10 protein-coding genes and 2 pseudogenes are annotated in these 14,604 nt (G+C 62.7%); 6 read left to right on the forward strand and 6 right to left on the reverse strand.

What is annotated here, in order from left to right; all coding sequences use genetic code 11:
* Positions 1 to 168: 168 nt before the first annotated feature.
* Positions 169 to 1,194 (reverse strand): annotated as a pseudogene (locus tag CIC12_RS32910) (IS66 family transposase); the annotation flags it as partial.
* A gap of 72 nt (positions 1,195 to 1,266) precedes the next feature.
* Between CIC12_RS32910 and CIC12_RS03445 the strand changes: the two are divergent.
* Positions 1,267 to 1,647: a DUF5594 family protein gene (locus tag CIC12_RS03445; RefSeq protein WP_168662200.1), complete on the forward strand. Its 381-nt coding sequence runs from the start codon at positions 1,267 to 1,269 to the stop codon at positions 1,645 to 1,647.
* A 125-nt stretch (positions 1,648 to 1,772) separates the two neighbouring features.
* Here the strand turns inward: CIC12_RS03445 and CIC12_RS03450 are convergent, their stop codons facing one another.
* The 5 genes and pseudogenes from CIC12_RS03450 to CIC12_RS03475 all read right to left on the reverse strand — a co-directional run bounded on the left by CIC12_RS03450 (position 1,773) and on the right by CIC12_RS03475 (position 6,918).
* Positions 1,773 to 3,893, reverse strand: a complete 2,121-nt coding sequence (locus CIC12_RS03450; RefSeq protein WP_168662202.1) for a phosphocholine-specific phospholipase C — start codon at positions 3,891 to 3,893, stop codon at positions 1,773 to 1,775.
* Positions 3,894 to 3,975: 82 nt separating this feature from the next.
* Positions 3,976 to 4,353 (reverse strand): hypothetical protein, encoded by a 378-nt coding sequence (locus CIC12_RS03455; RefSeq protein WP_238812351.1) that lies wholly within the window; start codon positions 4,351 to 4,353, stop codon positions 3,976 to 3,978.
* 148 nt (positions 4,354 to 4,501) lie between these two features.
* Positions 4,502 to 5,362 (reverse strand): alpha/beta fold hydrolase, encoded by an 861-nt coding sequence (locus tag CIC12_RS03460; RefSeq protein WP_168662203.1) that lies wholly within the window; start codon positions 5,360 to 5,362, stop codon positions 4,502 to 4,504.
* A gap of 8 nt (positions 5,363 to 5,370) precedes the next feature.
* Positions 5,371 to 6,120, reverse strand: a pseudogene (locus CIC12_RS33575) (aldehyde dehydrogenase family protein); the annotation flags it as partial.
* A gap of 45 nt (positions 6,121 to 6,165) precedes the next feature.
* Positions 6,166 to 6,918 (reverse strand): TetR/AcrR family transcriptional regulator, encoded by a 753-nt coding sequence (locus CIC12_RS03475; protein ID WP_174771890.1) that lies wholly within the window; start codon positions 6,916 to 6,918, stop codon positions 6,166 to 6,168.
* A gap of 312 nt (positions 6,919 to 7,230) precedes the next feature.
* Here CIC12_RS03475 and CIC12_RS03480 point away from each other — a divergent pair, with 312 nt between their 5' ends.
* From CIC12_RS03480 to hydA, 5 genes are all read left to right on the forward strand, one after another.
* Positions 7,231 to 8,514 (forward strand): Zn-dependent hydrolase, encoded by a 1,284-nt coding sequence (locus tag CIC12_RS03480; protein ID WP_168662207.1) that lies wholly within the window; start codon positions 7,231 to 7,233, stop codon positions 8,512 to 8,514.
* A 136-nt stretch (positions 8,515 to 8,650) separates the two neighbouring features.
* Positions 8,651 to 10,000, forward strand: a complete 1,350-nt coding sequence (locus CIC12_RS03485) for an NAD(P)-dependent oxidoreductase (protein ID WP_168662209.1) — start codon at positions 8,651 to 8,653, stop codon at positions 9,998 to 10,000.
* Positions 10,001 to 10,069: 69 nt separating this feature from the next.
* Positions 10,070 to 11,419: an NAD-dependent dihydropyrimidine dehydrogenase subunit PreA gene (preA, locus tag CIC12_RS03490; RefSeq protein WP_168662211.1), complete on the forward strand. Its 1,350-nt coding sequence runs from the start codon at positions 10,070 to 10,072 to the stop codon at positions 11,417 to 11,419.
* 116 nt (positions 11,420 to 11,535) lie between these two features.
* Positions 11,536 to 13,047 (forward strand): NCS1 family nucleobase:cation symporter-1, encoded by a 1,512-nt coding sequence (locus CIC12_RS03495; protein WP_168662213.1) that lies wholly within the window; start codon positions 11,536 to 11,538, stop codon positions 13,045 to 13,047.
* A 66-nt stretch (positions 13,048 to 13,113) separates the two neighbouring features.
* Complete coding sequence (gene hydA, locus CIC12_RS03500; RefSeq protein ID WP_168662215.1) at positions 13,114 to 14,565, forward strand: dihydropyrimidinase; 1,452 nt, start codon at positions 13,114 to 13,116, stop codon at positions 14,563 to 14,565.
* The last annotated feature ends 39 nt before the right edge of the window (positions 14,566 to 14,604 follow it).

The raw sequence follows: 14,604 nt of genomic DNA on the forward strand, positions 1-14,604 counted from the left end.
CGCCAGCCCCTCAGCCATCACGCGCCCTGCAGCACAATACAAGCGGCGATGTCTCACACCTTGCCTTGTGCCGCTCACTACTTCCCCTGCGCCAGAAACCGCCGTAATCGCCTGACTGCTCCAGTTCCGTAACGTGTATCCAGTAATGCTCGACTGCGATGGGGACCGTCAAACTGCGACGCGGAGCCGATCGGCGATGACCGATAACTCGAGTTCGTGAACGCGGTTAATCGGGTGATCTGTGATACGTGCAAGCACGAAGCGCAGATAAGCCTCTGGATGGATGCCGTTAGTCCTTGCGGTACCCATGAGCTTATAGATTGCAAACCGCGCGTTCGATTGGCAGATTGTCGATTTCGAGCCGACCGTTATCGCAACAGTGCATGGGCACTTCCGCCAGTTCAGCGCGTAAAGAATGGTTCGGCTCCTGCCGGTTTTGCGCGAGAGCGTTTCCAGCATAGATGCAAGCCACACACAGAATCGACGATCGCGTCCTCCATCCTCTATAGCGCGCCAATACGCTCGCGCGCCTCAGTGCTCAACGCATTCGCGCGCCACGTGCAATTCATAGAACTGCCGTCACGAATTACCCAACAGGCAGCCTCCGTGACACGCTCAATTTCGCAGATGGCCGGTAGTAAGCATACGCGTCAGCGTCCAGCGAACCGCTGAATGAGCCAAGGTGATGCATGCGGATGCATGCCCTCCCGATCCGACGTATAGGCAAACCATACCGCTCGCGGTGCCATGTCGGCAGCGGGGCGATCATCGCGCACATACGCCCACAAGAATCCGGTGTTCGCCTGCCGTTACCCGATGCACGCGTTGGAACTGGCGTGTCGTGAGCGTGCATTTTCATCACCGCCATCATTTGACGGCGCAGCATTTCAACAAGCGGCCGCAGCGGCGTGACCAGCCCATTTCGCGAGCAGCGAGCGATCGAGCTCGACGCCTTCTCGCGTGTACATGACCGACCGTCGGTGAAGCGGCATGTGATCTGCGAGCTGTACCAGAGGGGGCAGGACCGGCGACTCCGCGTTCAATGGTACGGCCCGGTGCAGAAACTTGAGACATGTGGCCGCAACGCGCGCACGCAAAGGTCGGGCGGGCATGACAGACGACGCGCAAGCTTGCCCGCACCTACTCAAGCTGTTCGGCGACGCCTTCACCCAACAACTTTATCTCGCCGTCGCAGACCACGGGCGCGGGTCCGCTCGCATGCTACGATGCTCTGCTCAATACGCATGCATAAGATCGGAGACATAGATGCGTCCGGAGAGTGCCGCCCGTTTCGACGAACAGTTCGCGCCTCGCATTGCCGAGGCTATTGCCGCCTGCTTTGCCACCACTGTGCATACCGAAGTGCTGCCGTATGGCGGACCTGGGCAACCCACGCGCGTGCGGATTCGCGCCGCGCCACTCGCTGAGCTGGGCCATTACGCGCATCCGCTGAATTTGTATCTGACCTGGGACAGCGACGAAATCGAACGACTGATGGACGCAAGAGGAGAGGCGCGCTTCGTCAACTATCTCGCCGCGCTGCCGCGCAAGCTGAGCGCCTGGACTCACGCGCGCGAACTCGATTTTCTGTCACATACGCAGGGCGAACCCGTGGCGTTGATCGGCGGGCTCGATTTCGAGTCGTGAGCGGTGCGCGCAATGCGTGTGTCGTGACGTGACAAAGACGCTGAAAACAGGCGCGGCATGAAAAGCGGCCGCTGCGTGTCCACTGCAGCGGCCGTTGCCTTTGTTGACGCGTTCGACAGAGGTGCTCAGCTCCCCAATGCGGGATCGCTCATGCTGCTCTTGCCGGTCTCGACGTGCCCCGCGAAGCGGCGCACGAACGCCGTGTCCATATCGACCGTGATGGTCAGGTCGTACCAGCCATGCGCGTTGCGCAGATCGAGGTAGAGCTGATCGGTATCGCCGCCGCGCACCGAATGTTTGATCACGTTGTTCGCATCGTACGCGTTGACGATCGTGAACTGGCAACGCGCGCTGCCCACGTTCGCGAGCCGCAGTTGCAGATTGCCGTTCGACACGTCATAGCCCTCGTCAGCTTCAGGGCGCGCGATGTCCGAGCCGTGCCAACCGTTGTGCGATGCCGGCTTGCCCGCGAAGCGGCGCAGAAAACCGTTCGGACCGTGTACCGTGAAATCGTATGTGCCGTCTGCATTCAACGGCAACTGATCCTCCAGTCGCTTGCCTGATTCGACCGTATAGCTGCGCGGTGCATCGGCGCCCTGTGCGGCATACACGAGGAACACCGCGCCCGTGCGTCCCGTGTTGACGAAGCGCATCGCCAGCTTGCCGCTCGAACCTTCGCTCTGCACGCGCACGAACAGCTCGTACGGCAGCGCGCGGGCGGGGCGCACGCCGGGTTCCTGCTTCGGCACTGTCTGAACGGCCGGCGGTTGCGGCACGTAATCCGGATGACGGTCCTGATCGGCCGGCACATAGGCGCTCGTGCTCGGCAGCGAGGGCGGCAGGCCGTTCGGGTTCTCGAAGTTGAACGCCGACATCAGATCGCCGCATACCGCGCGGCGCCATGGCGTGATATTCGCTTCGCCGAGATTGTGGTGCTGGCTGAAACGCTTTTCGATGAAGCGGATCACCGACGTATGGTCGAACAGTTCCGAGCAGACATAGCCGCCTTTCGACCACGGTGACACCACCAGCATTGGCACGCGCGGCCCGAGTCCGTACGGCGCTGCGGGCGTTTTGGGATCGCCCGGGTAAATTTCGTGAGTCGTGTCGACGGTGGACAGACCGTTGGCGTCCGACGACGGCGCGAACGGCGGCGCAATGTGATCGAAGAAGCCGTCGTTTTCATCGTAATTGATCAGCAGCACCGTCTTGCTCCACACCTCGGGATTCGAGGTGAGAATCTGCAGCACCTGATCGATGTACCACGCGCCGTAGTTCGTCGGCCAGTTCGGATGCTCGGAATACGCTTCGGGCGCGACGATCCACGAGACTTGCGGCAGCGCGTTGTTCTGCACGTCGCGCTTGAGAATGTCGAAGTAGCCGTCGCCTTTCGCCGCGTTGGTGCCGGTGCGGGCGTTATCGTAGAGCGGATTGCCGGGCTGCGCGTTGCGGTACTGGTTGAAGTAGAGCAGCGAGTTGTCGCCGTAATTGCCGATGTACGGGTTCTGTGTCCAGCCCCACGAGCCGTTCGCGTCGAGACCGTTACCGACATCCTGATAGATCTTCCACGAGATGCCCGCGTTCTGCAGCACTTCCGGATAGGTGGACCAGCCGTAGCCGAGTTCGGAGTTGTCGATCACCGGGCCGCCGCCGCTGCCGTCGTTGCCGACCCAGCCGCTCCACATGTAGTAGCGGTTCGGGTCCGTCGGTCCCATCAGCGAGCAGTGGTACGCGTCGCAGATCGTGAACGCGTCGGCGAGCTGATAGTGAAACGGGATGTCGTCACGAGTCAGATAGGCCATTGTCGTCGCGCTTTTGGCGGGCACCCATTGGTCATTGCGGCCGCCGTTCCATGCGGCGTGGGTGCTGCCCCAGTCGTGCGCGAGGTCCTGCAGGAATTGCAGACCCAGGTTCGGCGCAGTCGGGCGGAACGGCAGCACGTAACCTGCATTGGCGGCATCCGCCGCGAGCGGTTGATACCAGACCGGCTTGCCATTGGGCAGGTTGATCGCGCGGGTGTCGCCGAAACCGCGCACGCCCTTGAGCGTGCCGAAGTAATGGTCGAACGAGCGGTTTTCCTGCATCAGCACGACGATATGCTCGACGTCGCGGATGGACCCGGTGCGGTTGTTCGCCGGGATGGCGAGCGCATTGCGAATGCCCAGCGGCAGCATGCTCAATGCGGTGACGGAACCGGCGGCTTGCGCGGCGGAGCGTAGAAAATCACGGCGATTTTTTGAAGTCATGGTTTGGCTTTCGATCTTCGGTTGACGAACGATGCACACAGCGCGCATGAGGCTGAGCCGCGCGTCGTGTGCGGCGCGAAACTCAATCCACAGTGTGGATGACAGGCGGGGCGAGCGGTGCCGGCGCGACGCCGGATAGTGTGACGCCAGCGTCGGATGCGGGTAGTGCCGGGGTTTGAATCGTGAGCGAAGGCGGTGCGGGCGCGGCTGACGACGAAGTGCCCCGCAGAGCCGCGAATGCCGATGGGCTGCTGTTGCTGCCGTCGGCGGTGCTATTGGCTGAGCCCCGCGTGTTCATGCGGGCAGTGTCGTCGTCATTGCCGCAGGCGCCGAGCAGCACGCTTAGCGACGTGATGATCAATGCGCTCGTCAAACGTTTGCGCAGCAAAGCAGAAGCGGGCTTCGACTCGACGGACATGACAATGTCTCCGGCACGGGGAAGGGGCGCCAGGGCATCCATGTGCCGAGGTCAGCGATGCGGCAGCATAATCGCTTACCTGTGTAATTTTTGTGAAGAGACCGTGCGGAGTTGGGATACCGTTCGTGGCGGCGGTGTATTCGCGCTTATATGTCGCCTGCGGCGCAGCGAGCTGAGGCCCTCTGTTTCCCTACCGGCCAACGCTTCCCAAAACAAACGCCTCGATCGCTTCATTCAGCTTGTCGGGTGCATCACGATGCGGAGAATGTCCGCAAGCATCGAGCTTGACGAGCTGCGCATGCGGTACGCGTGCGGCAATCGTATCGATCTGCGCCATCGTGCCGTAGTTGTCGTCATGCCCTTGCACCGCGAGCAGTGGCTGGCGAATCGACGCGAGTTCCGTCGCAATGCTCCATTGCCTGAACGCGGGGTTCAGCCAGATATCGTTCCAGCCATAGAACGCGGAATCGACGTCAGCGTGATAGCGGGCCAGCTTGTCTCGCAGAGTGGTGGTTTCATACAGCTGCTTCGTCTGCGCGATGCTATCCACCGAAATATCTTCGACGAACACATGTGGTGCGATCACCACCGCGCCAGCCAGTGCCTTGGGATACAGCGCCGCATACAGCAGCGCGATCGAGCCGCCGTCGCTATGGCCGATCACCCACATCCGTTCGCGCTCCTGCATCTCGACACTCAGTGCATCGAGCAAAGCCGGAAGGATGTCACGCGCCTGAGCGGTCATGAAATCGACGGGCCATTTCATGTCATGCGCACGCGGCGTCGATCGCCCGTAACCCGGACGCGAGTAGACCAGCCCGCGCATGCCGAGCCGCTCACATAACACTTGCGGCCAGTCACGCCACATGGCGACCGAGCCGAGTCCCTCGTGGAGGAACACGGCGATCGGCGCGTCGGCCGCCGTTTCGTTGACCCAGCGATATTCGATGCGCAGCGGGCCATGCGATACGGCAGCGGGCAATTCGGCGAAGTCCGCCGCCGTAGTGACAAGAGACGCAGCGGCAACGGTGGCAAGAGCGGGTTTCTCCATGAATCACCTTATGACAGTTCGCGCAGTTTGAAGCGTTGAATCTTGCCGGTAGCGGTTTTCGGCAGATCGTCGACGAATACGATGTCGCGCGGATATTTATGCGGAGCAAGCCTTTCCTTGACGAAGACCTTCAACGCATCCGCGAGTATCTCAGACGGCGCGAACTCGCGCTTCAACACGACGAACGCTCGAGTCTTCACTAGCCCACCGTGATCGACACCGACCACCGCCGCTTCGAGCACCGCGTCGTGCTGAACGAGCAGCATTTCCACTTCGACCGGCGAGACATACTGCCCGCTGACCTTCAGCATGTCGTCGCTGCGGCCCGCATAGACATAGCATCCGTTGGGCAGCCTGCTGTATTTGTCACCGCTGCGAATCCATTCGCCGAGAAACGTCGCGCGCGTTTTCTCGCGATTGACTGTCGCGAGCTTTGTTTCGAGCGCATCGAGCACGGCTTCGAGCGCGGCTTCAGGTACGAACGCACGCCGGATCGCCGTGCATTTCTGCCCGGACTTGACGGTCATTTCCCGCACCACTTCCTCGATGAACAGAGCGAAGGCGGGCGTGTCAGGTGTCGCGTCGGCGCACAGGATCGCGCTGTTGAGGCTGTCGGCCTCCACGTTCAGACGCGCGCCGTGCTGCCCGAAAGCGGGATGCTCGCGCAGCGTCGCCGCGGTGTCGGCCGAGCCGGTGAACGACACCACGTCGAAGGCCCGAATCTGATCGAGCAGGCCCGCCGAGCCGCCGCAGAGCATACGTCCATGCATGATGAGCGTATGCAGGGCCTTCGTGTTCGTGTCTCACCGCAAAGGATCGGCCCCGTCCTCGCGCCGCGAAGGCGACACCGCACCGCACGCGCGAATCACCAGTTGCACGACTTCCTCGGTGGTGGCGTCGAAGGCTTTCTGCGTCAATGCACGCTTGCCCTTGAGCGCGCGAATCTGCGCATCGAAGTCGGCGTAGTGCTGGGTGGTGGCCCAGATCATGTACATCAGCGTTTGCGCATTCACCGGCGCGAGCAGGCCGCGTGCGATCCAGTCGTCGATCACTTTCACGCGGCTGTCGAGCCATGGCTTCACGCGTCCCGTGAGGATGTCCTCCATGTGCTCCGCGCCGTGAATGATCTCGCTCGCCCACACCTTCGAACCGAGCGGCCGGCGGCGCGACAATGCCATTTTCGCGCGCACGTAACCGCCGATCGCTTCGACCGGGTCGTCGCTGCACTCGAATGTGTCGGCTGCCTTGTGCCAGTCTTCGAACAGATCCTCCAGCACGCGGCGGTAGAGCGCAAGCTTGGTCGGGAAGTAGTAGTGCACGTTGGCTTTCGGTAAGCCGGCACGCTCGGCAATCATTGCGGTGCTCGCGCCATCGAGTCCCCGTTCGGCGAAAACGGCCTCGGCGCACGCCAGCAGATGCGCTTCATTCGACTCGCGAATGTGCGCCTTGCGGCGCCGCAAAGGCGCGCGTGTTTCGTCGTTTTGCGTCATTGCGGCCGCCACGTCGTCGTCTCTCATGTTCGCCTTCGGCGGCATCTGTGCCGCGTCGCGCTTCATTCTAGTCGTTTGATACGGGGTCCACACATGTATTCGTCGTGCGCCGTCCTCTCGTGCTGCAGTGCAATGGCACGCTTCTCGCTCTGTATCTTGTCCGTTATCCGCCGAACGAAAGGCATTGATTTGGCGAGGCTAATCGTCTACAACCTGTCCAACTGGACAGGATTGAAAGAGCGGGCGATGCCCAGGGTTTGCCCTTTGTATGAGAGGCGGACGAGCGTATCGAACGTGCACCTCGACCGTGCGGACACGCCCCAAAGCCCGCCACCGATGCACCAGTTTCATGTCGGTTCACCGAAAGGAGCGAGACGAATGAACGCGGTATCTGAAGCGCTGAAACAGCACGCCGAGCCGTCGACGTCGATCAGAATCGACGGCAAGCGGCTGTGGGACAGTCTCATGACGATGGCGAAGATCGGTGCGACGCCCAAAGGCGGCGTGTGCCGCCTCGCGCTCACCGACCTCGACAAGGAAGGGCGCGATCTGATCGTCAGTTGGGCGAAGGAAGCCGGCTGCACGGTCAGTGTCGATCAGATGGGCAACGTGTTCATGCGCCGTGCCGGGCGCAATCCCGACGCGTTGCCGGTGATGACGGGCTCGCACGCGGACTCGCAGCCGACCGGTGGACGCTTTGACGGCATCTACGGGGTGCTGGGCGGTCTCGAAGTGATTCGGAGTCTGAACGATCACGGCATCGAGACCGAGCATCCGGTCGAAGTCGTGATCTGGACTAACGAGGAGGGCTCGCGTTTCGCACCGGCGATGGTCGCCTCGGGTGTGTTCGCCGGCGTGTTTGCGCTGGACTACGGCCTCTCGCGCAAGGACGTGGACGGCAAAACTATCGGCGAGGAACTGGAACGCATCGGCTATGCGGGCGACGTGCCGTGCGGCGGCCGGCCCTTGCATGCGGCGTTCGAATTGCACATCGAACAGGGGCCGATTCTCGAAGCCGAGCAGAAAACCATTGGCGTCGTGACCGATGCGCAAGGTCAGCGCTGGTACGAGATCACGCTGACCGGTCAGGAAGCGCACGCGGGGCCCACGCCGATGCCGCGGCGCCGCGACGCGCTGCTTGGCGCCGCGCGCGTGGTCGATCTGGTCAATCGCATCGGACTCGACAATGCGCCGTTCGGCTGCGCGACGGTCGGCATGCTGCAGGTCCATCCGAACTCGCGCAACGTGATTCCAGGTCGCGTGTTCTTCACCGTCGATTTCCGTCATCCCGACGACGCCGTCCTCGCGAAGATGGACGCCGCGTTACGCAAGGGTGTCGCCGAGATCGCGAGCGGCATCGGCCTCGAAACCGAACTCGAGCAGATCTTTTACTACGCGCCGGTCGCGTTCGACGAAGCCTGCGTGAAGTCGGTGCGCGCGGCAGCGGAGCGCTTCGGTTACGCGCATCGGAACATGGTGTCCGGTGCGGGGCACGACGCGTGTTATCTGTCGCAAGTCGCGCCGACCTCCATGGTGTTCGTGCCGTGCGTCGACGGGATCAGTCACAACGAAATCGAAGACGCCACCTTCGAATGGATAGAAGCAGGCGCCAACGTGCTGCTGCATGCGATGCTCGAGCGCGCATGCGAGCCGGTTTCATAACGTCTTAGCGGTCGCTTTTCACGCGCGTCAAATCGCGTCAAGTCTTAACGCAGTGCCCATAAAACGCGCCGTCCCGGCTCCGCTTCGGCGCAACCGGCAGGTACGGCTACGTCCTCACATCGAAGAAGGAACGTGTATGGCCATCAAGCAAACCGGCGACTTGGCGGCGCAGCGCCTGTCGTCCGAGCAGCTCTCATGCGAATTCGCCGATATCGCGCCCTTGCTCGACGCGAGCGCGGCGGCTGCGGCGGCGAGCCGTTGCCACTACTGCTACGACGCGCCTTGTGTGAATGCGTGTCCGACGCAGATCGACATTCCCAGCTTCATCCGCAAGATCAGTAACGGCAATCTGAAGGGCGCGGCGGTGGACATCCTGTCGGCCAATCCGCTGGGCGGTATGTGTGCGCGTGTGTGTCCGACCGAGATCTTGTGTGAAGGCGCCTGCGTGCGTAACCACCAGGACGCGAAGCCGGTGGCGATCGGCGCGTTGCAACGGCATGCAACCGATTACGCGATGGCGCGCGGCGAGCCGCTTTTCAAACGCGCCGCCGACACTGGCCGGCACGTCGCCGTGGTCGGCGCGGGACCGGCAGGGCTTGCGTGCGCGCATCGTCTCGCGCTCGCGGGTCATCGGGTGACGATTTACGACGCGCATCAAAAGGCCGGTGGTCTGAACGAATATGGCATCGCCGCCTATAAAACTGTCGACGATTTCGCGCAGCGCGAAGTCGCGTGGCTGTGTTCGGTCGGCGGTATCGGCATCGAGCACGGCGTCGTACTCGGGCGTGATATCCAGCTCGATACATTGCGCCAGCAGCATGACGCCGTGTTTCTTGCGATCGGTCTCGCCGGCGTGCGCGCACTCGCGCTGGACGGCGAGGACCTGAGCGGCGTGATGAACGCGGTGGACTTCATCGAACAGGTTCGCAGCGCGCGCGATCTGGGTACGGTGCCGGTGGGCCGCCGCGTCGTCGTGATCGGCGGCGGCAATACGGCGGTGGACGCCGCGGTGCAAAGTCGCAAGCTCGGTTCGACCTCAGTGACGATGGCGTACCGGCGCGGCGTCGAATCGATGAGCGCGACCTGGGCCGAGCGTGATTTCGCGCAGACCTGCGGCGTCACGCTCGTCACGCATGCAACGCCTATGCGTTTGCTTGGCGAAGGCGGCGTGCTCACGGGTGTCGAGTTCCAACGCACGTCGAGCGATGGTGGCGAGGAGCGCATCGTGGTCGAAGCCGACATGGTCCTCAAGGCGATCGGGCAAACGCTGGTGACGGTCGGCATCGAGCGCGAGCTGCTGACACTCGACGGCAGCCGTATCGAAGTCGATGTGAACGGGCAAACCTCGCTGCCCGGCGTATGGGCCGGCGGCGATTGCGCGGCCACCGGCGGCATCGATCTGACCGTGCAGGCGGTGCAGGACGGCAAGGTGGCCGCTGCGGCGATCGACGCGCAGTTCGCGCGCACCGCCGTCAAGGCCGCCTAGGCCCATGTAAAGCCGCTCGAACCCGCATCAGCATCCAGACGAAAAACAGCAGTCCCCAAGGAGCCGAACATGGCCGATCTGCGCTGTACGATTGCCGGCATCACTTCGCCGAATCCTTTCTGGCTCGCATCCGCGCCACCCACCGACAAGGCCTACAACGTGAACCGCGCGTTCGAAGCGGGCTGGGGCGGCGTGGTGTGGAAGACGCTCGGCCTCGATCCGCATGTGGTGAACGTCAGCTCGCGCTACGGCGCGGTGCAATGGAACGGCCAGCGCATGGCAGGCCTGAACAATATCGAACTGATCACCGACCGTCCGCTCGACGTCAATCTGCGCGAAATCGCTCAGGTCAAACGCGACTGGCCCGAGCGCGCGATGATCGTGTCGCTGATGGTGCCATGCAATGAGCGCGACTGGAAATGGATCTTGCCGCTCGTCGAAGACACCGGTGCCGACGCGGTCGAATTGAATTTCGGCTGTCCGCATGGCATGAGCGAGCGCGGCATGGGCGCGGCAGTGGGCCAGGTGCCCGAGTACGTCGAGATGGTCACGCGCTGGGTCAAGGAAGGCACGAAGCTGCCGTGCCTCGTCAAGCTCACGCCGAACATTAGCGACATCCGGCTCGGCTCGCGTGCGGCCTACAAAGGCGGCGCGGATGGCGTGTCGCTGATCAACACGATCAACTCGATCGTCGCGGTCGATCTCGACGCGATGTCGCCGCTGCCGATGGTCGACGGCAAAGGCACGCATGGCGGGTACTGCGGGCCGGCGGTGAAGCCGATCGCGCTGAACATGGTCGCGGAAATCGCGCGCGATGCGCAGACGCCGAATCTGCCGATTTCCGGCATCGGCGGCATTTCGACGTGGCGCGACGCGGCCGAGTTCATCGTGCTCGGCGCGGGCAGCGTGCAGGTTTGCACGGCCGCGATGCACTACGGTTTTCGCATCGTTGCCGATCTCGCCGACGGCCTCTCGAACTGGATGGACGAAAAAGGTTACGCCACGCTCGACGACATTCGCGGCCGTGCGGTGCCCAACGTCACCGACTGGAAGTACCTGAACCTCAACTACGAGATCAAGGCACGCATCGATCAGGACAAGTGCATTCAATGCGGGCTGTGCCACATCGCCTGCGAAGACACGGCGCATCAGGCGATCATGAAAGAAAAAGATGGCGTCCGGCATTTTGAAGTGATGGACTCCGAATGTGTGGGGTGCAATCTGTGCATGCATGTATGCCCGGTCGAGCAGTGTATTTCGATGGAACGCGTGGATAGCAGCGAATATGCGAACTGGACCACGCATCCGAACAATCCGGCGCGCGTGGACGTGGCCGAAGGCACGCCGGCAGAAACCGCTGAAACCGCAGAAACAGCAGCACAGGTGCACGCTCACGCGCAGCCGGCGAAAGCTGCCTGACGCATGCGGCACCGTTTCAACGCAACGTCGCGCTCGTACTGAACCTGTCTTTCCCCAAAGGCCCGACGCGCCAGCAGAAGCCGCGCGGGCCTCAACGATCAAGTGGAGATCTTTCGATGAAGCAGACAGCGCATTGCGTCGATCCGCAGTTCGCGGCCGGCGCGCAAAGCAGCGTCCTCTACAACGACGACCTTGCGCCGACCGGTCCCGCGCAGCGCACCTGGCGGTGGTATCACTTCGCCGCGCTGTGGGTAGGCATGGTGATGAACATCGCCTCGTACATGCTCGCCGCCGGTTTGACGGAGCAGGGCATGTCGCCATGGCAAGCGGTTGTCACCGTGCTGCTCGGCAATCTCATCGTGCTGGTGCCGATGCTGCTGATCGGCCATGCGGGCGCGAAGTACGGCATTCCGTATGCGGTGCTGGTGCGCTCGTCGTTCGGCACGAGCGGCGCAAAATTGCCGGCGTTGCTGCGAGCGATCGTCGCGTGCGGCTGGTATGGGATTCAGACGTGGCTCGGCGGCAGCGCGATCTATGTGCTGCTGAACATTCTCACCGGTAATGCGCTGCACGGCGAGGCGCTGCCGTTCCTCGACATCTCGCTCGCGCAGCTCGCATGTTTCCTCGTGTTCTGGGCCCTGCAGATTTACTTCATCGTGCACGGCACCGAAGCGATTCGCCGGCTCGAAAGCTGGTCCGCGCCGATCAAGATCGTGATGTGCATCGCGCTCGTGTGGTGGGCGACCTCAAAGGCGGGCGGTCTCGGTTCGATGCTGTCGGCGCCGTCGCAATTCGTGCCGGGCGGCAAGAAGGAGGGCATGTTCTGGGTGACCTTCTGGCCGAGTCTCACGGCCATGGTCGGCTTCTGGGCGACGCTTGCGCTCAACATTCCCGACTTCACGCGCTTCGCGAAAACGCAGCGCGATCAGATCATCGGCCAGTCGATCGGCCTGCCGGTGCCGATGGCGTTGCTCTCGGTGATTTCGGTGGTGGTGACCTCGGCGACCGTGGTGATCTACGGCAAGGCGATCTGGGATCCTATCGATCTGACGAGCCGCATGACCGGCATCGGCGTCGGCGTCGCGCTGATCATCCTCACGCTCGACACGATGTCGTGCAATCTCGCGGCGAATCTGGTCGGCCCGGCCTACGATTTTTCGAGCCTTTGGCCAAAGGGCATTTCGTATCGCGTGGGCGGCATGATCACGGCGACCATCGCGATCGTGATGATGCCGTGGAAGATTCTCGCCACGACGCAGGGCTATATCTTCACGTGGCTGGTCGGTTATTCGGCATTGCTCGGACCGGTGGCCGGCATCCTGATGGTCGACTATTTCCTGATTCGCGGCACGCGGCTAGACACGCGTGAACTGTTCGACGAACAGGGTGAGTACAGCTACACGGGCGGCTGGAACATCGGCGCGGTGGTCGCGCTGATCGTCGGCGTCCTGCCGAATCTGCCGGGCTTTTTGCACACCGCGTTTCCAGCGTCGTTTCCGAACGTGCCGGCGATCTTCAATACGCTCTATACGTATGCGTGGTTTGTGGGACTCGCGTTGGCGTCGATCGTATACAGCGCGTGGATGAAACTGAGCAAGGGGCCGAGTGCGCGAGTGGCGCGCGCATGAGTGCAGATGAAGTACGCGGATGAAGTACGCAACATCGAAACCAGCAGTTCATAAGGAGGCGGCACCATGACGACCCTGATTCGCGGCGGCACGATTATCGACGCGGAGAACACGTATCGTGCGGACGTGTTGTGTGCGGACCCGCAGGACGGCGGCACGATCCTGCAGATCGGCGCGGACCTGGAGGCGCCGGCGGGCGCTACGATCGTCGACGCGGGCGGGCAGTATGTGATGCCCGGCGGCATCGATCCGCACACGCATATGGAATTGCCGTTCATGGGCACCACCGCGAGCGATGATTTCTATACCGGCACGGCGGCGGGTTTATCGGGCGGTACGACCAGCATCATCGACTTTGTGATTCCCAGTCCGAAGCAACCGCTGATGCAGGCGTTCAACGAGTGGCGCGGCTGGGCCGGGAAGGCGTCGGCGGACTACGGCTTTCACGTGGCGGTCACGTGGTGGGACGAGTCGGTCTATCGCGACATGGGCACGCTCGTGCATGAACACGGCGTGTCGAGCTTCAAGCACTTCATGGCCTACAAGAACGCGATCATGGCCGACGACGAAGTGCTCGTGAACAGCTTCTCGCGTTCGCTCGAACTCGGCGCGCTGCCCACGGTGCACGCGGAAAACGGCGAACTCGTGTTCCAGTTGCAGCGCCAGTTGCTGGCAAAAGGCTTCACGGGACCGGAAGCGCATCCGCTGTCGCGGCCGCCCGAAGTGGAGGGCGAAGCGGCCAATCGCGCGATCCGTATCGCGCAGGTGCTGGGCGTGCCCGTGTACATCGTGCATGTGTCCGCGAAAGACGCGGTCGATGCGATTGCGCGCGCCCGCAGCGAGGGCTTGCGCGTGTTCGGCGAGGTATTGCCGGGCCATCTCGTGATCGACGAAGCGGTGTATCGCGATCCCGACTGGACCCGCGCGGCCGCGCACGTGATGAGCCCGCCGTTCCGCTCCGCCGAGCATCGCGAAGCATTGTGGCGTGGCTTGCAGGCGGGTCAGTTGCACACCACCGCGACCGATCACTGCGTGTTTTGCGCGTCGCAGAAGGCGATGGGCCGCGAGGACTTCACGAAGATCCCGAACGGTTGCGGCGGCGTGGAGGATCGCATGGCGGTGCTCTGGCATCACGGCGTGAATTCAGGGCGTCTCACGCCGAACGAATTCGTGCGCATCACGTCGACCAACGCCGCCCAGATTTTCAATCTGTATCCACGCAAAGGGGCAGTGCGCGTCGGCGCGGATGCGGACCTCGTGGTGTGGGACCCGAGGGCAAGCAAGACGATTTCGGTGGACACGCATCATCAGAAGGTCGACTTCAACGTGTTCGAAGGGATGACGGTACAAGGCGTCGCGATGCATACGCTCACGCGCGGCGCGCTCGCGTGGACCGACGGCGAGTTGCGCGCGGTGCGCGGCGCGGGGCGCTATCTGAAGCGGCCGCCGAATTCCGCGTACTTCGATGCGGTGCGTGTCGCCAATAAGCGCAAGGAGCCGCATCCGGTGGAGCGCTAAACGCTCATCGTGCAAGGGGCTTTGAAAAAAACAGATGGG

Source organism: Paraburkholderia sp. SG-MS1 (assembly GCF_012275575.1).
Classification (GTDB): domain Bacteria; phylum Pseudomonadota; class Gammaproteobacteria; order Burkholderiales; family Burkholderiaceae; genus Paraburkholderia.